The organism is Pseudomonas sp. AC252, from assembly GCF_979258105.1.
This window is the reverse complement of the sequence record NZ_OZ409837.1, coordinates 5623603-5648224: the sequence shown is the minus strand read 5'-3', so window position 1 is coordinate 5648224 and position 24622 is coordinate 5623603. Positions and strand designations below refer to the sequence as shown.

The following is a 24622-nucleotide window of genomic DNA, read 5'->3' as shown; positions in this document are numbered from 1 at the left end:
GCTCGCGAAGGCCGCGCCGCGGTCTTAAGCCGAATGCCGAACCATGTCGACATGCGGAATCCCGGCCTCAAGAAACTCTTCGCTGACCAGGCTGAAACCCAGGCGCTCATAGAACGCCGTGGCCTGTACCTGAGCGCTGAGCTTTTGCTGTTTCAGGCCACGCGCCTCGGCTTCGGCAATCACCGCTTGCATCAGCGCATCACCGACCTTCATGCCACGCCAGTCTTTCAGCACCGAAACCCGGCCGATGTGCCCATCAGGCAGCAAGCGCGCAGTGCCGATCGGAAAGTCGCCTTCGAACGCCAGGAAATGCACGGCAGTCGCGTCATCGGCGTCCCACTCAAGCTCGGGTGGCACCGATTGTTCGGCGATGAACACCGTTTCACGAATGCGCCGGATCTCGGCGATATCCTTCAGCCAGTCAGCGACACGAACGCGAATTTTATTCATCAGCGAACCCCAGGCTCCCTTGCTTGACCAGCTCGCAGAGCAGGCTGCGGCCGTCTTCATCGCTCAGCCACTCGCCGAGGTTGTCGGCGTGCAGGGCGTCAGCGGCGCAGATCAGCTTCAGCAGTTCGCGCAGCTTGCCCGGCAGGTAACGGCTCTGGCCGCTGGCGAACAGCAGCAGATCGTCGTCGACTTCCGACCAGGCCAGACGTGCGCTCGGGTTGCGAATCAGTACGGCGCCGTCCTGCAGGGCGGCGAGGAAGTCTTCTTCTTCGACGTCTTCCGGGCCGACTACCAGTTCCGGGTAGCGCGGCTCGGTCATGTACTGGCCGAACCAGGTCAGCAGCAGGCGCTCGTCGCTCATGTGCTCGGCGAGCAGGCTTTTCAGGCGATCCAGTGCATCGTGTTGAATCTGGTGCGGATCGACCGCCGGCTTGGCGTCGGCATCGGTGTAGCGCTCTTCGTCGGTCAGGAACTGGCTGAGGAAGTCGGTGAAGTGGGTCAGCACTTCAGCGGCGCTTGGCGCGCGGAAACCGACCGAGTAAGTCATGCAGTTGTCGACCGCGACACCGCAATGGGCCAGGCGCGGCGGCAGATAGAGCATGTCGCCCGGCTCCAGCACCCATTCTTCGGTCTCGTGGAATTCGGCAAGGATGCGCAGGTCGGCATGTTGCAGCAGCGGGCTCTCGGAATCGCACATCTGGCCGATTTTCCAGTTGCGCTTGCCGTGGCCCTGCAGCAGGAACACGTCGTAGTTGTCGAAGTGCGGACCGACGCTGCCACCCGGGGCGGCGAAGCTGATCATCACGTCGTCGACGCGCCAGCTCGGCAGGAAGCGGAAGTTTTCCAGCAGTTCGCTGACTTCCGGCACGAACTGATCAACCGCCTGCACCAGCAGGGTCCACTCTTTCTCTGGCAGTTTGCTGAACTCGTCTTCGGCGAACGGGCCGCGACGCAGTTCCCACGGACGCTCGCCGTGTTCGATGACCAGGCGCGATTCGACTTCTTCTTCCAGGGCCAGGCCGGCCAGTTCGTCGGCGTCGATCGGGCTTTCGAAGTCAGGAATCGCCTGACGGATCAGCAGCGGTTTTTTCTGCCAGTAATCACGCAGGAACTCGCGTGCAGTGAGGCCGCCCAGAAGTTGAAGAGGAATATCGGAATTCATATGTAACCTATTGAAAAAAGCACTTTTTAGACGGGAATAAAAACGCCCGGCGCGGCCGGGCGTCTCAAACGGGGCAAACGGTCGATCAGATGCGTTTGGCTTGTGCCACAGCGTTGCCGATGTAGTTGGCCGGGGTCAGTTGCTTGAGCTCGGCTTTGGCTTGCGCTGGCATGTCCAGGCCATCGATGAAAGTCTGCAGTGCTTCAGGGCTGATGCCCTTGCCACGGGTCAGTTCTTTCAGCTTTTCGTACGGGTTTTCGATGTTGTAGCGACGCATCACGGTCTGGATCGGCTCGGCCAGGACTTCCCAGCAAGCGTCGAGGTCAGCGGCAATCTTCTGCTCGTTGAGCTCGAGTTTGCTAATGCCTTTGAGGCTGGCTTCGTAAGCGATCACGCTGTGGGCGAAGCCGACACCGAGGTTGCGCAGTACGGTGGAGTCGGTCAGGTCGCGCTGCCAGCGGGAAATCGGCAGTTTGCTCGCCAGGTGCTGGAACAGTGCGTTGGCGATACCCAAGTTGCCTTCGGAGTTTTCGAAGTCGATCGGGTTGACCTTGTGCGGCATGGTCGACGAACCGATTTCGCCTGCGATGGTGCGCTGCTTGAAATAACCCAGGGAGATATAGCCCCAGATGTCGCGGTCGAAGTCGATCAGGATGGTGTTGAAGCGTGCGATCGCGTCGAACAGTTCGGCGATGTAGTCGTGCGGTTCGATCTGCGTGGTGTACGGGTTGAAGCCCAGGCCCAGCTCGTCTTCGATGAAGGCGCGGGCGTTGGCTTCCCAGTCGATCTGCGGGTAGGCCGACAGATGCGCGTTGTAGTTGCCGACGGCGCCGTTGATCTTGCCCAGCAGCGGCACGGCAGCGACCTGAGCGATCTGGCGCTCGAGACGGTAAACCACGTTGGCCAGTTCTTTACCCAGAGTGGTCGGCGAAGCCGGCTGGCCGTGGGTGCGCGACAGCATCGGCACGTCGGCGAAACGGATGGCCAGTTCGCGGATGGCGTTGGCGGTCTGACGCATCAGCGGCAGCATCACGTCGTCACGGCCTTCACGCAGCATCAAGGCGTGGGACAGGTTGTTGATGTCTTCGCTGGTGCAGGCAAAGTGGATGAATTCGCTGACCTTGGCCAGCTCCGGCAGCTTGGCCGCCTGCTCCTTGAGCAGGTATTCGATCGCTTTCACGTCGTGGTTGGTGGTGCGCTCGATTTCTTTGACGCGCTCGGCGTGCTCCAGCGAGAAGTTTTCAGCCAGTTCGTTGAGAACGGCGTTGGCCTCGGCGGAGAAGGCCGGTACTTCAGGGATACCAGCGTGGGCGGCCAGGCGCTGGAGCCAGCGCACTTCAACCAGAACGCGGGCACGGATCAGGCCGTACTCGCTGAAAATCGGGCGCAGGGCCTGGGTTTTGCCGGCGTAGCGGCCGTCAACAGGGGAAACCGCAGTGAGCGAAGAGAGCTGCATGGGGTGTTCTCGGACAGTCGGGCAACGAAATGGGGCGCGTATCATACATGAAAAAATCCGCCGGTCCGTCGCCAACTGACCGGCGTATTACGCGTGACAGACTACAAAGCCTTCATGACGCGGCGTTTACTCGCTGCGCATCAACGGATAGAGCTCTTTGAGCAACTTGCGGCGGCTGATCACCAGCTGCCAGCGATGACCCCCGAGCTGACGCCACAGGCGCGCCGAGCGGATACCCGCGAGCAGCAGCGCGCGGATCTTCGAGGCGTTGCTCGGCTGCTGCAGGTTGCGCATGTCGCCGTGCACCTGAATGCGTTGGCGCAGGGTGCTCAACGTGTCCTGATACAACGCACCGCAAGCGGCGACGACGTTTTCATGAGCCGGGCCAAAATGCTCCACCTGTGACTGAATCTGCGGCAGGCGTTTGGCAATCGTCTCGAGCATGTCGTCACGCTTCGCCAATTGCCGCTCCAGACCGAGCATCGACAGCGCGTAGCGCAATGGTTCGCGCTGCAGAGTGCTTGGGTCGCGCTCCAGTGCGCCAATCAGCGCGCGATAACCCTCGCGCAAATTGATGTCATCGCCACCGTACACGTCCAGCGTATCTTTCGGATCCCGCACCAGCAGGCTGCCGAGCATGCAGCTCAGGCCGGCCTCGTTGGTCTGGCCGGTCTTGGCGATGCGATCCACCAGCACGGCGGCGAGAAACACACCACCCAGCGCTGTCAGTTGCTCCTGAGTCGGGCTCATGCCTGACTGCTCCACGGCTCGGCTACTTCGATCACGCCGCCGCCGAGGCAGATTTCGCCGTCATAGAAAACGACCGACTGGCCCGGCGTCACCGCGCGTTGCGGTTCGTCGAACACGGCGCGATAACCGCTGGCGGTTTTTCCAGGGTGCAGGCCTGATCGCTCTGGCGGTAACGCACTTTTGCCGTCAGGCGCAGCGGCTGGCTCAGGTCGATCGGGTTGACCCAGTAGATTTCCGACGCGAGCAGGGCGCTGGAGAACAGCCACGGATGGTTGTTGCCTTGGCCGACGATCAGCTCGTTGGTCTGCAGATCCTTGCGCAGCACGTACCACGGCTCATCGCCGGCATCTTTCAAACCGCCGATGCCGAGGCCCTGGCGCTGGCCGATGGTGTGGTACATCAAGCCGTGGTGACGGCCGATGACTTCGCCTTCGGTGGTCTTGATCTCACCCGGTTGTGCCGGCAGGTATTGCTTGAGGAAATCGCTGAAGCGGCGCTCGCCGATGAAGCAGATCCCGGTGGAATCCTTCTTCTTGGCGGTGGCCAGTTCGTACTTCTCGGCAATCGCGCGGACTTCAGGCTTTTCCAGCTCGCCGACCGGGAACAGGGTCTTGGCGATCTGTTCGCCGCCGACGGCGTGCAGGAAGTAGCTCTGATCCTTGTTCGGATCGAGGCCCTTGAGCAGTTCGGTGCGGCCACCGATGTCGCGGCGGCGCACGTAGTGGCCGGTGGCGATCAGGTCAGCGCCGAGCATCATCGCGTAGTCGAGGAACGCTTTGAACTTGATCTCGCGGTTACACAGGATGTCCGGGTTTGGTGTGCGTCCGGCCTTGTATTCGGCGAGGAAGTGCTCGAACACATTGTCCCAGTACTCGGCCGCGAAGTTGGCGGTGTGCAGCTTGATGCCAATCTTGTCGCAGACAGCCTGAGCATCCGCCAGGTCGTCCATGGCGGTGCAGTATTCCGTTCCGTCGTCTTCTTCCCAGTTCTTCATGAACAGGCCTTCCACTTCGTAACCCTGCTCGATCAGCAGAAGGGCAGAAACGGAAGAGTCCACGCCGCCGGACATGCCGACAATGACGCGCTTCTTGGATGTGTCAGAAGGGGCTGGATCACGCATAGGGATTCAATGAGTGTCTTGGAAAAGGGCGCGATTCTATCAGGCTCGCGGCCGCAAGGCTAAAGAGAAGGGCGGATCAGTTCGAGGCTGAAGTGATGACCGGCCAGATAATCGTCGATGCAACGGATGATCAGCTCGCTGCGCCAGTTGTCGCGCTGGGCGACTAATTCGTCGCGGGTCAGCCACTTGGCGCCGACGATGCCGTCGTCGAGTTGGTAATCCGGGTGATGCTGCACGGCTTTGGCGCTGAAGCATATGCGCTGGTAAGTCACGCCGTTGCTCGGCGCGGTATACAGATAAATGCCGATCACGCCGGTGGGTTCGACGTCCCAACCGGTTTCTTCGAGGGTTTCGCGAATCGCCGCGTCGATCAGGGTTTCATCCGGATCGAGATGGCCGGCGGGCTGGTTGAGCACATTGCGCCCGCCCTTGTGCTCTTCAACCATCAGAAAACGGCCGTTGTCCTCGACGATGGTGGCGACGGTGATGTGGGGGAGCCATTCCATGAAACCTTCCTCAATCTGTTGGTTAAACCCCAATCCCTGTGGGAGCTGGCTTGCCAGCGATAGCGGTGGTTCAGTCACCATCCATGCTGGATGATAAACTGCCATCGCTGGCAAGCCAGCTCCCACAAAGTTTTGTGGTGATCACAAAACCCGGAAACACAAACCCCGGCACAAGGCCGGGGTCTGTTTACCGCATTACAACCTTAAACCAGCGCAGCGATCGCCGCGTTGAAGGTTGCGCTTGGGCGCATGGCCTTGCTGATCAGCTCGGCGTCGGCGTGGTAGTAACCACCGATGTCGACTGGCTTGCCCTGAACGGCGTTGAGTTCGGCAACGATGGTTGCTTCGTTCTCGGTCAGGGTTTTCGCCAGCGTCGCGAACTGCGCTTGCAGTGCCGCGTCTTCAGTCTGGGCCGCCAGGGCCTGAGCCCAGTACATCGCCAGGTAGAAGTGGCTGCCGCGGTTGTCGATATTGCCGACTTTACGCGATGGCGACTTGTTGTTGTCGAGGAACTGGCCGGTGGCCTGGTCCAGGGTTTTCGACAGCACCAGCGCTTTCGGGTTGTTGTAGTTCACGCCCAGATGCTCAAGGGAAGCGGCGAGGGCGAGGAATTCACCCAGCGAATCCCAGCGCAGGAAGTTCTCTTCAACCAGTTGCTGCACGTGCTTCGGCGCCGAACCGCCAGCGCCGGTTTCGAACAGACCACCGCCGTTCATCAGCGGCACGATCGACAGCATCTTGGCGCTGGTGCCCAGTTCCATGATCGGGAACAGGTCGGTCAGGTAGTCGCGCAGTACGTTGCCGGTCACCGAAATGGTGTCCTTGCCTTCGCGGGTGCGCTGCAGGGTGTACTTCATCGCATCGACCGGCGCCATGATCTGGATGTCCAGACCGCTGGTGTCGTGATCCTTCAGGTACGCCTGAACCTTCTCGATCACTACGCCATCGTGGGCGCGCATCGGGTCGAGCCAGAAGATCGCCGGCGTGCTGCTCGCGCGAGCACGGTTGACGGCCAGTTTGACCCAGTCCTGGATCGGCGCGTCTTTGGTCTGGCACATGCGGAAGATATCGCCGGCTTCGACAGCCTGCTCCATCAGCAGCTTGCCTTTGCTGTCGGTGACGCGAACAACGCCGTCTGCCTTGATCTGGAAAGTCTTGTCGTGGGAACCGTACTCTTCGGCTTTCTTCGCCATCAGACCGACGTTCGGCACGCTGCCCATGGTGGTCGGGTCGAAAGCGCCGTTGGCTTTGCAATCTTCGATCACGGCCTGGTAGATGGTCGCGTAGCAGCGATCCGGGATCACCGCCTTGGTGTCGTGCAGCTGGCCGTCGGTGCCCCACATCTTGCCGGAGTCACGGATCATCGCTGGCATCGAGGCGTCGACGATGACGTCGCTCGGCACGTGCAGGTTGGTGATGCCCTTGTCGGAGTTGACCATCGCCAGCGACGGACGAACGGCGTAGACCGCGGCGATATCGGCTTCGATCTGCGCTTGCTGCTCGGCCGGGAGGGCCTTGATGCGCGCGTACAGATCGCCGATGCCGTTGTTCAGGTTGAAGCCGATCTGGTTCAGCACGTCAGCGTGCTTGGTCAGTGCGTCTTTATAGAACTCGGCAACGATCTGGCCGAACATGATCGGGTCGGAGACCTTCATCATGGTCGCTTTCAAGTGCACCGAGAGCAGCACGCCCTGGGCCTTGGCACTTTCGATTTCGGCAGCGATGAACGCACGCAGGGCGTTTTTGCTCATCACGGCGCAGTCGAGGATCTCGCCAGCCTGAACGGTGGTTTTTTCTTTCAGAACGGTGGCAGCACCGTCTTTGGCGATCAGTTCGATCTTCACAGCGTCAGCGGCGTCGATCAGGACAGCTTTTTCGCTGCCGTAGAAATCGCCGGTGCTCATGTGCGCAACGTGGGACTTGGAGTCTTTGGCCCAGGCGCCCATTTTGTGCGGGTGCTTGCGTGCGTAGTTCTTCACCGACAGCGGAGCGCGGCGGTCGGAGTTGCCTTCACGCAGAACCGGGTTCACGGCGCTGCCCTTGACCTTGTCGTAACGCGCCTTGGCGTCTTTGTCGGCGTCGCTGGTCACGGTTTCCGGGTAGTCCGGCAGGTTGTAGCCCTGCGCCTGCAGCTCTTTGATCGCGGCTTGCAGTTGCGGCACCGAAGCACTGATGTTCGGCAGCTTGATGATGTTGGCTTCAGGCGTAACGGCCAGGTCGCCCAGTTCGGCGAGGTGGTCGGCTACGGCTTTGTCGCCCAGTTGCTCGGGGAAGCTTGCCAGGATGCGCGCTGCAAGAGAGATATCGCGGGTTTCCACGGCGATATCGGCCGAGGCGGTGTAAGCCTCGATGATCGGCAGCAGGGAATAGGTGGCGAGGGCAGGAGCTTCGTCGGTGAAGGTATAGATGATCTTCGAGCGGGTGGGCATATTCGGATTAACTCTCTCTTCTTTGCTAAAGCGTGCGCAGAAACTCGAGGGGCGCCGGGTAAGCGCGTTCGTTCAAAGTCATCCATGAACCGAATGTCGAGATTCTTCGCGGTGATGTTGGGTGCATCAGTAGAGCGTCAAGCAGTCAGGCTGCGGTAACAACCCGACCAATCAGGCGGAAAGTCTCGTGCTAGAGAGGCCAGCCGTCGTGACCCTGTGGTCAGCGGGCGGCATTATACATAGGTAGCTGGCAATCTGCCGATGGTTCATATGCAACGATTCTCGTCCATTGGTCTAAAGGTCGCAGGGCGGCATCGGGCAAGGACTCGTTACGAATACTGGAGTTTGGCGCTTTTCCCTTTGCTTTCAGGCTTGTACGAAACGAGATGTGCGCGGCGGCGGAACATAGGGTTTGCGTGTTGATACAACTGGGTTACGCTCGAAGCAAGCCAGGTGTTCAATCCAAACAATGGAGTTCAGCATGGGTTACAAGAAGATTCAGGTTCCAGCCGTCGGTGACAAAATCACTGTCAATGCAGACCATTCTCTCAATGTTCCTGATAACCCGATCATCCCCTTCATCGAAGGTGACGGTATTGGTGTCGACATCAGTCCGGTGATGATCAAGGTTGTCGATGCTGCTGTTGAAAAGGCCTACGGCGGCAAGCGCAAGATTTCCTGGATGGAAGTCTACGCCGGCGAAAAAGCCACTCAGGTTTATGACCAGGACACCTGGCTGCCGCAGGAAACCCTCGACGCAGTCAAGGATTACGTGGTTTCCATCAAAGGCCCGCTGACCACCCCGGTCGGTGGCGGCATCCGCTCGCTGAACGTGGCCCTGCGTCAGCAGCTCGACCTGTACGTCTGCCTGCGCCCGGTGCGCTGGTTCGAAGGCGTGCCGAGCCCGGTGAAAAAACCCGGCGACGTCGACATGACCATTTTCCGCGAGAACTCCGAAGACATCTACGCCGGTATCGAGTGGAAGGCCGGTTCGCCGGAAGCCACCAAGGTCATCAAATTCCTTAAAGAAGAAATGGGCGTCACCAAGATCCGTTTCGACGAAAACTGCGGCATCGGCGTCAAGCCGGTATCGCGCGAAGGGACCAAGCGTCTGGCGCGTAAAGCCCTGCAATACGTGGTCGACAATGATCGCGACTCGCTGACCATCGTGCACAAAGGCAACATCATGAAGTTCACCGAGGGTGCCTTCAAGGAATGGGCCTATGAAGTGGCGGCCGAAGAATTCGGCGCGACCCTGCTCGACGGCGGTCCGTGGATGCAGTTCAAAAACCCGAAAACCGGCAAGAACGTTGTGGTCAAGGACGCTATCGCCGACGCCATGCTCCAGCAGATCCTGCTGCGTCCGGCCGAATACGATGTGATCGCTACGCTCAACCTCAACGGTGACTATCTGTCCGATGCCCTGGCGGCAGAAGTCGGTGGTATCGGTATTGCGCCGGGCGCCAACCTCTCCGATACCGTGGCGATGTTCGAAGCGACCCACGGTACCGCGCCAAAATATGCCGGCAAGGACCAGGTCAACCCGGGCTCGCTGATTCTCTCGGCAGAGATGATGTTGCGTCATATGGGCTGGACCGAAGCGGCGGACCTGATCATCAAGGGCACCAACGGTGCGATCAGCGCGAAGACTGTTACTTATGATTTCGAGCGTTTGATGGATGGGGCCAAGCTGGTTTCGTCTTCGGGGTTCGGCGATGCGTTGATTTCGCATATGTAAAACGCGGACAACCAAAAAAAACCGCCTGAATTTTCAGGCGGTTTTTTTGTGGCTGATGTTCAGGTGGAAATGAGTCAGCTCATCGCTTTGGCCGTGGCAGCGGCGGCCGCAGCAGCGGCGCCGACTGCACCGCCGACAGCCGGGTCGGGCGCTGCAATGACGACGTTGTGAATTTCGATTGCATGCAGGCCCTTTGGCCCTTGGATGATGTCAAATTTCACGGCTTGCCCGGCCTTAAGGGTCTTATATCCATCCATCTTGATCGCCGTGTAATGCGCAAACAGGTCTTCCGACTTGCCATCCTCAATGATGAAGCCGTACCCCTTGGCATTGTTGAACCATTTCACCTTGCCGACAGCCATGCTCAAATCCCTCTGCAACAGACTCCATCGCTGGAGTATCATCCACGACATCCGCAATCGAATTCGATAAAAGAATTGACTCCGCGGATCTTTTTTACCCACTGTGGGCTCTATTGGTTGTAACACCGTTTTCCCGATAGTCAAGGTGACCGGGCAGTCGTAGTTGAAAACGTGTGCAACCGCCCCCACCACTGTATTCGCACAACTGACGAACCTTTTTTTCCATGCATGCAATCAGCCAGATTCGACTAACATTCAATCAGGATCGCCCGCTTCTCCAAAAGGATCTTCCACAGGAGCACGACGACGATTCGGCAGGCGTTGCTGTTCAGGAAGCAAAGCCCGCGTTACAGGCGCCGCCGATGTACAAGGTGGTTTTGTTCAACGATGACTACACACCGATGGATTTCGTCGTCGAAGTGCTCGAGGTGTTTTTTAACCTGAATCGCGAGCTGGCGACCAAGGTCATGCTGGCCGTCCATACAGAAGGCCGGGCAGTATGTGGAGTGTTTACCCGCGACATCGCCGAGACAAAGGCCATGCAGGTCAACCAGTACGCCAGGGAAAGCCAGCATCCGCTACTCTGTGAAATCGAGAAGGACGGTTAATCGCCGACCACTTGGGTATGAGGTGAAGCTATGTTAAACCGCGAGCTCGAAGTCACCCTCAATCTAGCCTTCAAGGAGGCTCGTTCGAAGCGTCATGAATTCATGACCGTCGAACATCTCCTGCTGGCCCTATTGGATAATGAGGCTGCCGCCACCGTTTTGCGTGCCTGCGGCGCAAACCTCGACAAACTCAAGCATGATCTGCAGGAGTTCATCGACTCCACCACGCCATTGATCCCCGTGCATGACGAGGATCGCGAAACCCAGCCAACCCTGGGCTTCCAGCGTGTCCTGCAGCGTGCTGTTTTCCACGTACAGAGCTCGGGCAAGCGCGAAGTGACCGGCGCCAACGTGCTGGTCGCCATCTTCAGTGAGCAAGAGAGTCAGGCCGTGTTCCTGCTGAAACAGCAGAGCGTGGCGCGCATTGATGTCGTCAACTACATCGCCCACGGCATTTCGAAAGTGCCGGGGCATGGCGATCACTCTGAAGGTGAACAAGATATGCAGGACGACGAGGGCGGTGAGTCTTCTTCTTCAGGCAATCCTCTGGATGCTTATGCCAGCAACCTCAACGAACTTGCGCGCCAGGGTCGCATCGATCCGCTGGTCGGCCGTGAATCGGAAGTCGAGCGTGTCGCGCAGATTCTCGCGCGCCGGCGTAAGAACAATCCGCTGCTGGTCGGTGAAGCAGGCGTGGGTAAAACCGCGATTGCCGAAGGCCTGGCCAAGCGCATCGTCGACAATCAGGTGCCGGATCTGCTGGCCAATGCGGTTGTTTATTCGCTCGATCTTGGCGCTCTGCTCGCGGGCACCAAGTATCGCGGTGATTTCGAGAAGCGCTTCAAGGCACTGCTCAATGAACTGAAAAAACGTCCGCAGGCGATCCTGTTCATCGACGAGATCCACACCATCATCGGTGCGGGCGCTGCGTCGGGTGGCGTGATGGACGCGTCCAACCTGCTCAAGCCGCTGCTGTCGTCTGGCGACATTCGCTGCATCGGTTCGACCACGTTCCAGGAATTCCGCGGCATCTTCGAGAAGGACCGCGCCTTGGCCCGTCGTTTCCAGAAGGTCGATGTCGTAGAGCCGTCGGTGGAAGACACCATCGGTATCCTGCGTGGCCTGAAAGGGCGCTTCGAGCAGCATCACAGCATCGAGTACAGCGATGAGTCATTGCGTGCCGCCGCCGAACTGGCGTCGCGCTATATCAATGATCGGCACATGCCGGACAAGGCTATCGACGTGATCGACGAGGCGGGCGCCTACCAGCGTCTGCAGCCGGTGGAGATGCGCGTCAAGCGTATCGATGTGCCACAGGTCGAAGACATCGTCGCGAAAATCGCGCGGATTCCGCCGAAGCACGTCACCAGTTCCGACAAGGAGCTGCTGCGTAACCTGGAGCGTGACCTGAAACTGACGGTATTTGGTCAGGACGCGGCAATCGATTCGCTGTCGACCGCGATCAAGCTGTCCCGTGCCGGGCTCAAGTCGCCGGACAAGCCGGTCGGTTCGTTCCTGTTCGCAGGGCCTACCGGTGTCGGTAAAACCGAGGCTGCGCGTCAGTTGGCCAAAGCGCTGGGTATTGAACTGGTGCGTTTCGACATGTCCGAGTACATGGAGCGTCATACCGTATCGCGTCTGATCGGTGCGCCTCCGGGTTATGTCGGTTTCGACCAGGGCGGCCTGTTGACCGAAGCGATCACCAAGCAGCCGCATTGCGTATTGCTGCTCGATGAGATCGAGAAGGCGCATCCGGAAGTCTTCAACCTGCTGCTGCAGGTCATGGACCACGGTACGCTGACCGATAACAATGGGCGCAAGGCGGACTTCCGCAACGTGATCGTGATCATGACCACCAACGCCGGTGCCGAAACGGCCGCGCGGGCTTCGATCGGTTTCACCCATCAGGATCACTCGTCTGATGCGATGGAAGTGATCAAGAAGAGTTTCACGCCGGAATTCCGCAACCGTCTGGACACCATTATCCAGTTTGGTCGCCTCAGCCATGAGGTCATCAAAAGCGTGGTGGACAAGTTCCTCACCGAGCTTCAGGCGCAGCTGGAAGACAAGCGCGTGTTGCTCGAAGTTACCGATGCGGCGCGCAGCTGGCTGGCGGCCGGGGGTTACGATTCGGCGATGGGCGCACGTCCGATGGCGCGTCTGATCCAGGACAAGATCAAGCGTCCGTTGGCGGAGGAGATTCTGTTTGGCGAACTGGCCGAGCATGGCGGTGTGGTGCACATCGACATCAAGGACGGGGAGTTGACGTTTGACTTCGAAACTACGGCAGAGATGGCCTGACGGCTGTGGATCAAGAGGGCGCCTTCGGGCGCCTTTTTGTTGCTCGTTGTTTAGTGGTTTTAGGTGCATATCCGTTGCTGCGGTTACGGCTGCTTAGGGTTTCGCCCTTACGGCGACTCACTTTTTTACAAACGCCTAAAAAAGTAAGCAAAAAACGCTTGCTCCTGCGTTCGGCCCTCGCAGGCTCGGGTTCCTTCGCTCCGGGACTGATCCGGGCGCAGCGGCTACGGTTTGCTTCGCTGCACCTCCTTCCGCTGTGTCTGGCTGCGCCAGACGGTCGCTGCGCTCCCACGCCCGGATAAGTCCCTCCGCTCAGCCTCCCGACGTCACCCGTGGATCAAGATCAAAAGCACTCGAGCTAACGCTCATTGTGTAGGAGCTGCCGAAGGCTCGGGCCGCGATCGGACGATCTTTTGACTTTGCTTTCGCTTTTCTGTGGGAGCGAGCCTGCTCGCGAAGGCGGCCTGCTGGTCAACCCGTTTCTATCGAATTCAAGCTATCCAAGCGTAGGAGCTGCCGAAGGCTGCGATCTTTTGATTTGCATGCTGTAAGTGCGAAACCGCCAGCCCCAAAACCTCAAAACCCAGACACAAAAACGCCCGGCATAACCCGGGCGTTCTGTATTGACTTGATTAACGAGCGCGGTAAGTGATCCGCCCTTTGCTCAAATCATAGGGCGTCAGCTCGACGCGCACTTTGTCACCGGTAAGAATACGAATGTAGTTCTTGCGCATCTTGCCGGAAATATGCGCGGTTACGACGTGCCCATTTTCCAACTCCACACGAAACATGGTGTTGGGCAGGGTGTCGACGACAGTGCCTTCCATTTCGAAGCTGTCTTCTTTCGACATGCAGTAAAGCCCTCGGTATCCAATGAATGGCCCGGTGCAACTGCGCCAGGCAAAAGCGGCGTGCATTGTGCCCGAAAAATGGTGTTTACGCCAAGGGGTTTAGGCCGCAGGTTCAGTTCAGGACGACCCAGCGCTGATTGATCAGCAATTCGATGGGCCGATATTGCGTCTTGTAGTTCATCTTTTTGCAGTTCTTGATCCAGTAACCCAGATACACCGCCTCAAGGCCCAGACGCTGGCTCTCGGCGATTTGCCAGAGGATCGCGTAACGACCGAGGCTGCGGCGTTCTTCGTTTGGTTCGTAGAACGTATACACCGCAGACAGGCCGTTGGGCAGCAGATCGGTGACCGCCACCGCGAGCAACCGTCCGTCGAGTCGAAACTCGTAGAAGCGCGAGAAGGGCAGGTCACGCACCAGGAACGTCGAGAACTGGTCACGGCTCGGCGGGTACATGTCGCCGTCGGCGTGCCGCTGTTCGATGTAGCGCTGGTACAGGTCGAAATATTCTTCGCTGAATTGCGGCTTGACCGGCTGCACCTGCAGATCGGCGTTGCGCTTGAAGATACGCTTCTGCTGACGGTTGGCGATGAACTGAGCGGAAGGAATGCGCGCAGGCACGCACGCATTGCAATTCTGGCAATGCGGCCGGTACAGGTGATCGCCGCTGCGACGAAAGCCCATTTCCGACAGATCTGCGTAGACGTGCACATCCATGGGCTGACTCGGGTCGAGAAACAGCGTCGTGGCCTGCTCCTCGGGCAGATAACTGCAAGAGTGGGGCTGAGTGGCATAGAACTTCAATCGCGCCAACTCGGTCATGAATCAACCCTCGGGATAAGCTGGTGGATTAAGTGTAAGCCACCTGCGCAAAAGTCGCTCAGCAAACCCAGGTCGCCGAATTCGGTTGATCGAGATGGCGCTGCAGATAGGCGGCGAATTCGCCGCGCGGAATCGACCGCGCACCGAGGCTGTGCAGGTGATCCGTCGGCATCTGGCAATCGATCAACACAAAACCGGCTGCTTTCAAATGCTGCACCAGCGTGGCGAAGCCGTATTTGGAAGCGTTGTCGGCGCGGCTGAACATCGACTCGCCGAAAAACAATTGGCCCATCGCCAGGCCGTACAGGCCGCCCACCAGTTGTCCATCGTTCCAGACCTCAACCGAATGAGCGAAGCCGCGTCGATGCAGTTCTACGTAAGCATCCTGCATGGCCTCGGTGATCCAGGTGCCGTCGGCGTAATCACGCGGTGCAGCGCAGGCGCGGATGACGGCGTCGAAATCCTGATCGAATGTCACTTGATAGCGTTGCTTGCGCAGCAATTTGGCAAGACTGCGCGAGACGTGCAGTTCGTCGGGGAAAAGCACGGTGCGAGGGTCTGGCGACCACCAGAGAATGGGTTGGCCTTCGGAGAACCAGGGAAAGCAGCCATGGCGATAGGCCTGAATCAGACGGTCGGCGGACAGATCGCCGCCGGCAGCGAGCAATCCGTTCGGCTCGCGCATGGCTTTTTCCAGGGGCGGAAAGGTCAGGGAATTACGTTGTAACCAAGTCAGCATGGCATCCGGGCTTGCAGAAGGGGAGGGCGGTCAGGGGAGCGTAAAGACCCCGTGGAAGAGTTTGCCGCGAAACGCCGCCGATGTCCTGCACCTATGTTGGATGGAGTGAGCATTGAGCTGCAACTTGATGTGTCGTCCGTGGTCGTAAGCGTCACCGTATCGATGCCTGTCCATATTCCGTCCAGCGGATTCGGCCGGCCTCGCTACGTTCATCAAATACACGTCATAAGCCTTTGTCACAAAAGACAATGCATGCTCCAATTGCAACGCAATTCGCATCCGTTTGGCTATGCTCAAGGCTCTGCTCTCAAGCATGGCATCGGGCGCACAAACCCGTACAATGCCGGGTTGTGACGGGCTTTTCGCTGTGCACAGTGTTTATGGCTGTGTTTATAAAACCAGTGGCACAGTGTTAAAAGTAGTCTCAGTTGAGCTTTTCACCTTTTTTACCTGCCTGGATTGGGCAGTTTTTTATCGTCATTCAATAGATGGACGCGCCTCGGGCGCAGGAAAAGAAGCGTTTTGAAGAAGACCACCGAAGCACCCAAAACAGTCGTTCCGCTCTGGCGCCAGCAACTGCACTACCGGCTCAAGGAAGGTGCATTGATCGCCATTGGCGCCTTGTGCCTGTTCCTGATGATGGCTTTGCTGACCTACGGCAAGGACGATCCGGGCTGGAGCCATAACAGCAAGATCGATGATGTGCAGAATTTTGGCGGTCCGGCCGGCTCGTACAGCGCCGATATCCTGTTCATGGTGCTCGGTTACTTCGCCTATATCTTTCCGTTGCTGCTGGCGGTCAAGGCGTACCAGATTTTCCGTCAACGCCATGAACCGTGGCAGTGGAGCGGCTGGCTTTTCTCCTGGCGCCTGATCGGTCTGGTGTTTTTGGTGCTTTCCGGTGCTGCGCTGGCGCACATTCATTTCCATGCCGCGACCGGCCTGCCTGCCGGCGCTGGCGGTGCCCTGGGCGAAAGCCTTGGCGATCTGGCAAAGAATGCGCTGAACATTCAGGGCAGCACGCTGCTGTTCATCGCGCTGTTCCTGTTCGGCCTCACCGTATTTACCGACTTGTCGTGGTTCAAGGTGATGGACGTCACCGGCAAGATCACCCTCGATCTGTTCGAACTGTTCCAGGGCGCGCTCAATCGCTGGTGGTCGGCGCGCACCGAGCGCAAGCAACTGGTGGCGCAACTGCGTGAAGTCGATGACCGCGTCCACGATGTGGTCGCACCGACTGTCACTGACAAGCGTGAACAGGCCAAGGTCAAGGAACGCCTGATCGAGCGCGAGCAAGCGCTGAGCAAGCACATGTCCGACCGCGAGAAGCAGGTGCCACCGGTGATCGCGCCGGCACCGGCGAAGGCGCAGGAGCCGAGCAAGCGCGTACAGAAAGAGAAGCAGGCGCCGTTGTTCGTCGACAGCGCGGTCGAAGGCACCTTGCCGCCGATTTCGATTCTTGATCCTGCGGAAAAGAAACAGCTCAACTATTCGCCTGAATCCTTGGCAGCGGTCGGCCACTTGCTGGAAATCAAGCTCAAGGAATTCGGCGTCGAAGTCACCGTGGATTCGATCCACCCTGGCCCGGTGATTACCCGTTACGAAATTCAGCCGGCTGCCGGCGTGAAGGTCAGCCGCATCGCCAACCTGGCCAAAGACCTGGCGCGTTCGCTGGCAGTGACCAGTGTGCGGGTGGTCGAGGTGATTCCGGGCAAGACCACTGTCGGTATCGAAATTCCCAACGAAGACCGCCAGATCGTGCGCTTCTCCGAGGTGCTGTCGACGCCCGAGTACGACAACTTCAAATCGCCGGTCACCCTGGCGCTCGGTCACGATATCGGCGGCAAGCCGGTCATCACGGACTTGGCGAAGATGCCGCACCTCCTGGTGGCCGGTACTACCGGTTCCGGTAAATCGGTGGGCGTGAACGCGATGATCCTGTCGATCCTGTTCAAGTCCGGCCCGGACGACGCCAAGCTGATCATGATCGACCCGAAAATGCTCGAACTGTCGATCTACGAGGGTATCCCGCACCTGCTCTGCCCGGTTGTGACCGACATGAAGGACGCGGCCAACGCCTTGCGCTGGAGCGTTGCCGAGATGGAGCGTCGCTACAAGCTGATGGCCAAGATGGGCGTGCGTAACCTGTCCGGCTTCAACGCCAAGGTCAAGGAAGCCCAGGAGGCCGGCGAGCCGTTGAGCGATCCGCTGTACAAGCGCGAAAGCATTCACGACGAAGCGCCATTGCTGCAGAAACTGCCGACCATCGTCGTGGTGGTCGACGAATTCGCCGACATGATGATGATCGTCGGTAAGAAGGTTGAAGAACTGATCGCCCGTATCGCCCAGAAGGCGCGTGCGGCGGGGATTCACTTGATCCTCGCGACCCAGCGCCCTTCGGTGGACGTGATCACCGGTCTGATCAAGGCCAACATCCCGACTCGGATGGCGTTCGAGGTGTCGAGCAAGATCGACTCGCGGACGATCATCGATCAGGGTGGCGCCGAGCAACTGCTCGGTCACGGTGACATGCTTTACATGCCGCCGGGCACCAGTCTGCCGATCCGCGTGCACGGCGCATTCGTCTCCGACGATGAGGTTCACCGCGTGGTCGAAGCGTGGAAGCTGCGCGGCGCGCCGGAATACAACGACGACATCCTCAACGGTGTCGAAGAGGCGGGCAGCGGCTTTGAAGGCAGCAGTGGTGGTGGCGACGGTGATGATCCGGAAGCCGACGCGCTGTATGACGAAGCGGTGCAGTTCGTCCTCGAAAGCCGTCGCGCGTCAATTTCCGCTGTTCAGCGCAAGCTGAAGATCGGTTACAACCGCGCTGCGCGGATGATCGAGGCGATGGAGATGGCCGGCGTCGTCACCTCAATGAACACCAACGGTTCGCGTGAAGTCCTGGCCCCGGGCCCGGTACGCGACTGATTCACAAGCAAGAGGCGGGACAATGACGTTCCGCCACTCTCCCACGAGTATTCAAGAGGACTCTCATGCGCCTTATCCGCATGCTGTTGCCAGTACTGGCGCTGACCACACTCACGGCCCACGCCGATGAAAAGGATGTGGCGCGTCTGACCCAATTGCTCGAAACATCGAAAACCCTGTCGGCCAACTTCTCGCAGTTGACCCTCGACGGCGGCGGCACCCAGTTGCAGGAAACCACCGGCAACATGACTCTGCAGCGTCCGGGCCTGTTCTACTGGCACACCAACGCGCCAGCCGAGCAGACCATGGTCTCTGATGGCAAGAAAGTCACCCTTTGGGACCCGGACCTGGAGCAGGCCACCATCAAGAAGCTCGACGAGCGTCTGACCCAAACCCCTGCGCTGCTGCTGTCCGGCGATGTCTCGAAGATCAGCCAGAGCTTCGATATCAGCGCGAAAGAGGCGGGCGGCGTGATCGACTTCACCCTCAAGCCAAAAACCAAGGACACCCTGTTCGACAACCTGCGCCTGTCGTTCCGCAACGGCCTGCTCAATGACATGCAACTGATTGACAGCGTCGGCCAGCGTACGAATATCCTGTTTACCGGGGTCAAGGCCAACGAAGCGGTGCCGGCGTCGAAATTCAAGTTCGACATTCCAAAGGGTGCCGACGTCATCCAGGAATAAACACCGGCCCTTTGTGGTGAGGGCCTGCTATTGAGGGGCTATTGTGGCGAGGGGATTTATCCCCGTCCGGCTGCCGAGCAGTCGTCGCTTTTGGGGCCGCTTCGCAGCCCAACGGGGATAAATCCCCTCACCACAGGTTCTTCAGCAGATTTCAGAAAATCAGAGGTTTCAACGCTACGTGATGGATCTGTTTCGCAGTGCACCGATTGCCCAACCCTTGGCCGCGCGTCTGCGGGCGGCCAATCTGGATGAGTACGTCGGTCAGGAGCACGTGCTCGCTCGCGGCAAGCCTCTGCGCGAGGCGCTGGAGCAGGGCGCGCTGCATTCGATGATCTTCTGGGGGCCGCCGGGCGTGGGCAAGACCACTCTGGCGCGCTTGCTCGCGGAAGTCTCTGATGCGCACTTCGAAACGGTCTCGGCGGTGCTCGCCGGCGTCAAGGAAATCCGCCAGGCCGTCGAGATTGCCAAGCAGCAGGCCGGCCAGTACGGCAAACGCACGATCCTGTTTGTCGACGAAGTACACCGCTTCAACAAGTCGCAGCAGGACGCCTTTCTGCCATACGTTGAAGACGGCACGCTGATCTTCATCGGCGCCACCACCGAAAACCCATCTTTCGAACTCAACAACGCCTTGTTGTCACGTGCCCGTGTGTACGTGTTGAAAAGCCTCGACGAAGCGGCGCTGCGTAAACTGGTGCACCGCGCACTCACCGAAGAGCGCGGCCTGGGCAAGCGTAACCTGACCCTGAGCGATGAGGGTTTCCAGATGCTGCTGTCCGCCGCTGATGGCGATGGCCGGCGTCTGCTCAATCTGCTGGAGAACGCCTCCGATCTGGCTGAAGACAACAGCGAAATCGGCACCGAGCTGCTGCAAAGCCTGCTCGGCGATACCCGGCGACGTTTCGACAAGGGCGGCGAGGCGTTCTACGACCAGATCTCGGCGCTGCACAAATCGGTGCGCGGCTCCAACCCCGACGGCGCGCTGTACTGGTTTGCGCGGATGATCGACGGCGGCTGTGATCCGCTGTATCTGGCGCGGCGCGTGGTGCGCATGGCCAGCGAAGACATCGGCAACGCCGACCCGCGTGCGCTGAGCCTGTGCCTGGCGGCGTGGGAAGTGCAGGAGCGTCTCGGCAGCCCCGAGGGCGAATTGGCGGTCGCCCAGGCCATCACTTATCTGGCCTGTGCACCGAAAAGCAACGCGGTGTACATGGGCTTCAAAACCGCACTGCGCGCCGCTGCCGAAAACGGTTCGCTGGAAGTGCCGCTGCACCTGCGCAATGCTCCGACCAAGCTGATGAAACAATTGGGTTATGGCGACGAGTACCGCTACGCCCATGACGAGCCCGACGCCTATGCCGCCGGTGAAGACTATTTTCCGGAAGAACTCGAGCCGATTGCGTTCTATCAGCCAGTGCCCCGTGGCCTGGAGTTGAAGATCGGCGAGAAGCTCAATCACCTCGCACAACTCGATCGTCTGAGCCCTCGGCAGCGGAGAAAATAGTGGTCCCATTGATCCTTGCAGTGTCGGTCGGCGGTGTTGCCGGCACGTTGTTGCGCTTCGCCACGGGTAATTGGGTCAGCGCCAATTGGCCGCGGCACTTCTATACCGCGACGCTGGCCGTTAATATCGTGGGCTGCCTGTTGATCGGCGTGTTGTACGGCCTGTTTTTGATACGCCCGGAGGTGCCGATCGAGGTGCGTGCCGGGTTGATGGTCGGCTTCCTCGGGGGGCTGACGACTTTTTCATCCTTTTCACTGGATACGGTGCGCCTGCTGGAAAGCGGGCAAGTGCTGCTGGCCCTTGGCTATGCGGCACTCAGCGTATTCGGCGGGCTGCTCGCCACGTGGGCCGGCCTGTCCCTGACCAAACTTTGATAACGAGAAACCGACATGCTCGATTCCAAACTGTTACGTAGCAACCTTCAGGACGTAGCGGACCGCTTGGCTTCCCGTGGCTTTGCCCTGGACACCGCGCGCATCGAAGCGCTGGAAGAACAGCGCAAGACCGTCCAGACCCGCACCGAAGCACTGCAGGCTGAGCGTAACGCGCGTTCCAAATCCATCGGCCAGGCCAAGCAGCGTGGCGAAGACATCGCGCCGTTGATGGCAGATGTCGAGCGCATGGCGGGCGAACTGAGCGCTGGCAAGGTCGAGCTGGACGCGATCCAGACCGAACTGGATTCGATCCTGCTCGGTATTCCCAACCTGCCGCATGAGTCGGTCCCGGTCGGCAAGGACGAAGACGACAACGTCGAGGTGCGTCGTTGGGGCACGCCGACCCAGTTCGATTTCGAGGTCAAAGACCACGTCGCCCTCGGCGAGAAGTTCGGCTGGCTGGATTTCGAAACTGCCGCCAAGCTGTCCGGTGCACGCTTCGCCTTGCTGCGGGGTCCGATCGCCCGCCTGCACCGCGCGCTGGCGCAGTTCATGATCAACCTGCACGTCAACGAGCATGGCTACGAAGAGGCTTACACGCCTTACCTGGTCCAGGCCCCGGCGCTGCAAGGCACTGGCCAGCTGCCGAAATTCGAGGAAGACCTGTTCAAGATCGCCCGCGAAGGTGAAGCCGATCTGTACCTGATCCCGACGGCCGAAGTGTCACTGACCAACATTGTTGCCGGCGAAATCGTCGATTCGAAACTGCTGCCGATCAAGTTCGTCGCCCACACCCCGTGCTTCCGCAGCGAAGCCGGTGCGTCGGGCCGGGATACGCGCGGCATGATTCGTCAGCACCAGTTCGACAAAGTCGAAATGGTCCAGATCGTCGAGCCGTCGCAATCGATGCAAGCGCTGGAAGGCCTGACCGCCAACGCCGAAAAAGTCCTGCAACTGCTCGGCCTGCCTTACCGCACCCTGGCACTGTGCACCGGTGACATGGGCTTCAGCGCGGTCAAGACCTACGACCTAGAAGTGTGGATTCCGAGCCAGGACAAGTACCGCGAAATTTCCTCGTGCTCCAACTGCGGCGACTTCCAGGCCCGTCGCATGCAGGCGCGTTTCCGCAACCCGGAAACCGGCAAGCCCGAGCTGGTGCACACCTTGAACGGTTCCGGCCTGGCGGTCGGTCGTACTCTGGTGGCAGTGCTGGAAAACTACCAGCAGGCCGACGGTTCGATTCGCGTGCCGGACGTGCTCAAGCCGTACATGGGTGGCCTTGAGGTCATCGGCTAAATGAAATATCTGCCGCTGTTTCACAACCTGCGCGGCAGTCGTGTGTTGGTTGTCGGTGGGGGAAATTGCCTTGCGCAAATCCCGCCTGCTGGCCGATGCCGGTGCGCTGCTGCGGGTGGTCGCACCTGAAATTGAAACGCAACTGGCTGAACTGGTCGCTGCCAGCGGCGGTGAATGCCTGTTGCGCGGTTACGCCGAAACGGATCTGGACGGTTGCGGGCTGATCATTGCCGCGACCGACGACGAAACGCTCAACGCGCAAGTCTCCACCGACGCCCACCGCCGTTGTGTGCCGGTCAATGTGGTGGATGCGCCGGCCTTGTGCAGCGTGATCTTCCCGGCAATTGTCGACCGCTCGCCGTTGATCATTGCAGTCTCCAGCGGTGGCGATGCGCCGGTATTGGCGCGCTTGATTCGCGCCAAGATTGAAACCTGGATTCCCTCGACTTACGGTCAGCTCGCCGGCCTCGCGGCGCGCTTCCGCCATCAGGTGAAAAACCTGTTTCCGGATGTGCAGCAGCGTCGCGGTTTCTGGGAAGACGTTTTTCAGGGTCCGATCGCTGATCGCCAACTGGCCGGGCAAGGCGCGGAAGCCGAGCGCCTGTTGCAGGCCAAGGTCGATGGCGAGCCCATGGTCACCACGGGCGAGGTTTATCTGGTCGGTGCCGGTCCGGGTGATCCGGATCTGTTGACCTTCCGTGCGCTGCGGCTGATGCAGCAAGCCGATGTGGTGCTCTACGACCGCTTGGTAGCGCCGGCGATTCTCGAGTTGTGCCGTCGCGACGCCGAGCGGGTGTATGTCGGCAAGCGTCGCTCCGAACACGCCGTGCCGCAGGATCAGATCAACCAGCAACTGGTCGATCTGGCCAAGGCCGGCAAGCGCGTGGTGCGGTTGAAGGGCGGCGATCCGTTCATCTTCGGCCGCGGTGGCGAAGAGATCGAAGAACTGGCAGCCCACGGCATTCCATTCCAGGTCGTGCCAGGCATCACGGCGGCCAGCGGTTGCGCGGCGTATGCCGGGATTCCGCTGACCCATCGTGACCACGCGCAATCCGTGCGGTTTGTCACTGGCCACTTGAAGGACGGTTCTACCGATCTGCCATGGGCCGACCTTGTCGCCCCGGCGCAGACGCTGGTGTTCTACATGGGCCTGGTCGGCCTGCCGATCATCTGCGAGCAGTTGATCAAGCATGGTCGTGCGGCGGATACCCCGGCGGCACTGATTCAGCAGGGCACCACGGTCAACCAGCGGGTCTTTACCGGCACTCTGGCCGACCTGCCGCGACTGGTGGCGGAGCATGAAGTGCATGCGCCAACACTGGTGATCGTTGGCGAGGTGGTGCAGCTGCGCGAAAAACTGGCGTGGTTCGAAGGGGCTCAGGCGCAGGTCTGAAACCGGGTCGCCTGCTTTGCGGGCAGGCGACCTCGGGTTTGCGTCACTCGGCAGACGGCGTGATGCGACAGCCCTTGCGGTTGCGGATCTGTTCGTCGGTTGGCCGTTCGCGGACGAATTCGAAGCGGGGTTCGCCTTCGTTGTAATGCACCAGCCAGCCCCATTCCAGTTCGCTTTCGTCCTGTCCAGGATTTGGTGGCCGGGCCCACCAGGGTTCTTTGCTGAGGATCTCGCGCATGGCAGCCTCCGGTTGTTGGCAATCCTTGAACTATAGCTTCCTGTCACGAGTCGTCAGAACAGGCTGTGTTGAATCGGCTCGATGATGACGAAAAAGGGGGGCAGGGCAATGATTGATGGGGTGCGCAAGGATGAACCGTCGAAACGGCTGTTTTTCGCTTTGGATTGCCCGCCGGCGCAGCGCAAAGCCATCGCCCAGTGGCGTTCGGAACTGGGCTTGCGCAGCGGTAAACCGGTGCCGGCGGATAACTTTCATCTGACTTTGCTGTTTCTTGGGGCGGTGCCGCTGGCGCAGATCCACGGCGTTTGTGAAGCCGCAGGCAGTGTGCGTATTCCGGGCGAAGCGTTGCAGCTTGCGCTGGATCGATTGCAGGTCTGGCATCGCGCCGGTGTGTTGTCGCTGGCGCCCGAGCAGGCACCGCCGGCGTTGTTGCGCCTAGTCTACGCGCTGGAGCAGGCAATGTTGCCGTTCGGTTTTGACGAGCCCACTCATGAGTTTCGCCCGCACCTGACCTTGGCACGCGAATACCGCGCGCCAGAGCCAGAAGCGAGCACCCCGCCGGAGTTTTTTCTGCGCGCTGAACGCTTCGCCCTGTTCGAATCGCACAAGGGCCGCTATCGGGTTGTGCAGGACTGGCCGCTGGTCTGAACGGACAAAAAAGGCGCCCGAAGGCGCCTGCAAATTCACCCGAGCCGAGGGAGCCGGGTGAGGCCGTTCAGAGCAGGGGGCAGCGGTGGTAAGGCGCTGCGTGAACGGAAAGGGTTGCGCAGATCGTTCCCACGCTCTGCGTGGGAATGCGTCAATGGACGCTCTGCGTCTGCCGTCGAATGGGACGCGGAGCGTCCGGGCTGCATTCCCACGCGGAGCGTGGGAACGATCAATCTTGCTGCCATAACACCGGACCACTG

Annotated in this window: 20 protein-coding genes and 2 pseudogenes; 10 read left to right on the top strand and 12 right to left on the bottom strand. The window is 59.8% G+C overall.

Translation table 11 applies throughout. The annotated features are described in order from the left end of the window. Positions 1-24: 24 nt before the first annotated feature. From ACZZZ4_RS25650 to ACZZZ4_RS25620, 7 genes and pseudogenes are all read right to left on the bottom strand, one after another. Entirely contained in the window at positions 25-450 is a 426-nt protein-coding gene (locus tag ACZZZ4_RS25650) for a GNAT family N-acetyltransferase (protein WP_463549120.1), read from the bottom strand. Beyond that, positions 443-1612, bottom strand: coding sequence for a ribosomal protein uL16 3-hydroxylase (locus ACZZZ4_RS25645; protein WP_016775274.1), 1170 nt, complete (start codon positions 1610-1612; stop codon positions 443-445). Before ACZZZ4_RS25645 ends, ACZZZ4_RS25650 begins: the two co-directional genes overlap by 8 nt. Positions 1613-1697: 85 nt before the next feature. Then, on the bottom strand, positions 1698-3068 hold the full coding sequence (purB, locus tag ACZZZ4_RS25640; protein ID WP_016987412.1) for an adenylosuccinate lyase: 1371 nt from the start codon (positions 3066-3068) through the stop codon (positions 1698-1700). A 126-nt stretch (positions 3069-3194) separates the two neighbouring features. Beyond that, complete coding sequence (hflD, locus tag ACZZZ4_RS25635; protein ID WP_039763308.1) at positions 3195-3818, bottom strand: high frequency lysogenization protein HflD; 624 nt, start codon at positions 3816-3818, stop codon at positions 3195-3197. After that, positions 3815-4938: pseudogene (gene mnmA, locus ACZZZ4_RS25630) on the bottom strand (tRNA 2-thiouridine(34) synthase MnmA). The gene hflD and the pseudogene mnmA overlap by 4 nt, the downstream one beginning before the upstream one ends. 59 nt (positions 4939-4997) lie before the next feature. Continuing rightward, complete coding sequence (locus ACZZZ4_RS25625) at positions 4998-5444, bottom strand: NUDIX hydrolase (protein WP_039763306.1); 447 nt, start codon at positions 5442-5444, stop codon at positions 4998-5000. Between the two features lie 203 nt (positions 5445-5647). Next, positions 5648-7873, bottom strand: a complete 2226-nt coding sequence (locus ACZZZ4_RS25620) for an NADP-dependent isocitrate dehydrogenase (RefSeq protein ID WP_071172899.1) — start codon at positions 7871-7873, stop codon at positions 5648-5650. A 481-nt stretch (positions 7874-8354) separates the two neighbouring features. On the opposite strand from ACZZZ4_RS25620, the gene icd reads away from it, so the two are divergent. Next, on the top strand, positions 8355-9611 hold the full coding sequence (gene icd / locus ACZZZ4_RS25615; protein WP_039763304.1) for an NADP-dependent isocitrate dehydrogenase: 1257 nt from the start codon (positions 8355-8357) through the stop codon (positions 9609-9611). A 74-nt stretch (positions 9612-9685) separates the two neighbouring features. On the opposite strand, the gene cspD is transcribed toward icd, so the two are convergent. Then, positions 9686-9973 carry a cold shock domain-containing protein CspD gene (gene cspD, locus ACZZZ4_RS25610; protein ID WP_080769441.1) on the bottom strand — a complete coding sequence of 96 codons (288 nt, stop codon included), beginning with the start codon at positions 9971-9973 and terminating at the stop codon, positions 9686-9688. Positions 9974-10197: 224 nt separating this feature from the next. On the opposite strand from cspD, the gene clpS reads away from it, so the two are divergent. Further along, complete coding sequence (gene clpS / locus ACZZZ4_RS25605; protein ID WP_011334948.1) at positions 10198-10581, top strand: ATP-dependent Clp protease adapter ClpS; 384 nt, start codon at positions 10198-10200, stop codon at positions 10579-10581. Between the two features lie 30 nt (positions 10582-10611). Further along, positions 10612-12882, top strand: a complete 2271-nt coding sequence (gene clpA, locus ACZZZ4_RS25600; RefSeq protein WP_039763303.1) for an ATP-dependent Clp protease ATP-binding subunit ClpA — start codon at positions 10612-10614, stop codon at positions 12880-12882. Positions 12883-13514: 632 nt separating this feature from the next. On the opposite strand, the gene infA is transcribed toward clpA, so the two are convergent. The 3 genes from infA to aat all read right to left on the bottom strand — a co-directional run bounded on the left by infA (position 13515) and on the right by aat (position 15292). Beyond that, positions 13515-13733: a translation initiation factor IF-1 gene (gene infA, locus ACZZZ4_RS25595; protein ID WP_002553999.1), complete on the bottom strand. Its 219-nt coding sequence runs from the start codon at positions 13731-13733 to the stop codon at positions 13515-13517. 112 nt (positions 13734-13845) lie between these two features. Then, positions 13846-14553, bottom strand: coding sequence for an arginyltransferase (locus ACZZZ4_RS25590; RefSeq protein WP_039763302.1), 708 nt, complete (start codon positions 14551-14553; stop codon positions 13846-13848). 58 nt (positions 14554-14611) lie between these two features. After that, positions 14612-15292, bottom strand: coding sequence for a leucyl/phenylalanyl-tRNA--protein transferase (aat, locus tag ACZZZ4_RS25585; RefSeq protein WP_463549119.1), 681 nt, complete (start codon positions 15290-15292; stop codon positions 14612-14614). Between the two features lie 522 nt (positions 15293-15814). On the opposite strand from aat, the gene ftsK reads away from it, so the two are divergent. The 6 genes and pseudogenes from ftsK (at position 15815) to cysG (ending at position 23476) form a co-directional block, all read left to right on the top strand. Continuing rightward, a complete protein-coding gene (gene ftsK, locus ACZZZ4_RS25580; protein ID WP_463549118.1) occupies positions 15815-18223 on the top strand; it encodes a DNA translocase FtsK in 2409 nt (802 codons plus the stop codon). Positions 18224-18288: 65 nt separating this feature from the next. Beyond that, the gene (gene lolA / locus ACZZZ4_RS25575) at positions 18289-18909 is read left to right on the top strand and encodes an outer membrane lipoprotein periplasmic chaperone LolA (protein ID WP_042609224.1); all 621 of its coding nucleotides are present in this window, start codon (positions 18289-18291) and stop codon (positions 18907-18909) included. 181 nt (positions 18910-19090) lie between these two features. Then, positions 19091-20413: a replication-associated recombination protein A gene (locus ACZZZ4_RS25570; RefSeq protein WP_039763297.1), complete on the top strand. Its 1323-nt coding sequence runs from the start codon at positions 19091-19093 to the stop codon at positions 20411-20413. Then, entirely contained in the window at positions 20413-20787 is a 375-nt protein-coding gene (gene crcB, locus ACZZZ4_RS25565) for a fluoride efflux transporter CrcB (protein WP_016775261.1), read from the top strand. Before ACZZZ4_RS25570 ends, crcB begins: the two co-directional genes overlap by 1 nt. Before the next feature lie 15 nt (positions 20788-20802). Further along, positions 20803-22083: a serine--tRNA ligase gene (gene serS / locus ACZZZ4_RS25560; RefSeq protein ID WP_039763296.1), complete on the top strand. Its 1281-nt coding sequence runs from the start codon at positions 20803-20805 to the stop codon at positions 22081-22083. Further along, positions 22084-23476: pseudogene (gene cysG / locus ACZZZ4_RS25555) on the top strand (siroheme synthase CysG). 43 nt (positions 23477-23519) lie between these two features. On the opposite strand, the gene ACZZZ4_RS25550 reads toward cysG, so the two are convergent. Continuing rightward, positions 23520-23714, bottom strand: coding sequence for a hypothetical protein (locus ACZZZ4_RS25550; RefSeq protein ID WP_192553272.1), 195 nt, complete (start codon positions 23712-23714; stop codon positions 23520-23522). A 108-nt stretch (positions 23715-23822) separates the two neighbouring features. Between ACZZZ4_RS25550 and thpR the strand changes: the two genes are divergently transcribed. Next, on the top strand, positions 23823-24362 hold the full coding sequence (gene thpR, locus ACZZZ4_RS25545; RefSeq protein WP_415762087.1) for an RNA 2',3'-cyclic phosphodiesterase: 540 nt from the start codon (positions 23823-23825) through the stop codon (positions 24360-24362). Positions 24363-24622: the final 260 nt, after the last annotated feature.

What these genes read in the sequence shown, in the direction of transcription:
- aat (WP_463549119.1), bottom strand. Translation starts at nt 15,292, where the DNA reads ATGCTGACTTGGTTACAACGTAATTCCCTGACCTTTCCGCCCCTGGAA.
- ACZZZ4_RS25550 (WP_192553272.1), bottom strand. Translation starts at nt 23,714, where the DNA reads ATGCGCGAGATCCTCAGCAAAGAACCCTGGTGGGCCCGGCCACCAAAT.
- ACZZZ4_RS25590 (WP_039763302.1), bottom strand. Translation starts at nt 14,553, where the DNA reads ATGACCGAGTTGGCGCGATTGAAGTTCTATGCCACTCAGCCCCACTCT.
- ACZZZ4_RS25650 (WP_463549120.1), bottom strand. Translation starts at nt 450, where the DNA reads ATGAATAAAATTCGCGTTCGTGTCGCTGACTGGCTGAAGGATATCGCC.
- icd (WP_039763304.1), top strand. Translation starts at nt 8,355, where the DNA reads ATGGGTTACAAGAAGATTCAGGTTCCAGCCGTCGGTGACAAAATCACT.
- purB (WP_016987412.1), bottom strand. Translation starts at nt 3,068, where the DNA reads ATGCAGCTCTCTTCGCTCACTGCGGTTTCCCCTGTTGACGGCCGCTAC.
- infA (WP_002553999.1), bottom strand. Translation starts at nt 13,733, where the DNA reads ATGTCGAAAGAAGACAGCTTCGAAATGGAAGGCACTGTCGTCGACACC.
- thpR (WP_415762087.1), top strand. Translation starts at nt 23,823, where the DNA reads ATGATTGATGGGGTGCGCAAGGATGAACCGTCGAAACGGCTGTTTTTC.
- clpA (WP_039763303.1), top strand. Translation starts at nt 10,612, where the DNA reads ATGTTAAACCGCGAGCTCGAAGTCACCCTCAATCTAGCCTTCAAGGAG.
- serS (WP_039763296.1), top strand. Translation starts at nt 20,803, where the DNA reads ATGCTCGATTCCAAACTGTTACGTAGCAACCTTCAGGACGTAGCGGAC.
- cspD (WP_080769441.1), bottom strand. Translation starts at nt 9,973, where the DNA reads ATGGCTGTCGGCAAGGTGAAATGGTTCAACAATGCCAAGGGGTACGGC.
- clpS (WP_011334948.1), top strand. Translation starts at nt 10,198, where the DNA reads ATGCATGCAATCAGCCAGATTCGACTAACATTCAATCAGGATCGCCCG.
- ACZZZ4_RS25620 (WP_071172899.1), bottom strand. Translation starts at nt 7,873, where the DNA reads ATGCCCACCCGCTCGAAGATCATCTATACCTTCACCGACGAAGCTCCT.
- ACZZZ4_RS25625 (WP_039763306.1), bottom strand. Translation starts at nt 5,444, where the DNA reads ATGGAATGGCTCCCCCACATCACCGTCGCCACCATCGTCGAGGACAAC.
- lolA (WP_042609224.1), top strand. Translation starts at nt 18,289, where the DNA reads ATGCGCCTTATCCGCATGCTGTTGCCAGTACTGGCGCTGACCACACTC.
- ACZZZ4_RS25645 (WP_016775274.1), bottom strand. Translation starts at nt 1,612, where the DNA reads ATGAATTCCGATATTCCTCTTCAACTTCTGGGCGGCCTCACTGCACGC.
- ACZZZ4_RS25570 (WP_039763297.1), top strand. Translation starts at nt 19,091, where the DNA reads ATGGATCTGTTTCGCAGTGCACCGATTGCCCAACCCTTGGCCGCGCGT.
- hflD (WP_039763308.1), bottom strand. Translation starts at nt 3,818, where the DNA reads ATGAGCCCGACTCAGGAGCAACTGACAGCGCTGGGTGGTGTGTTTCTC.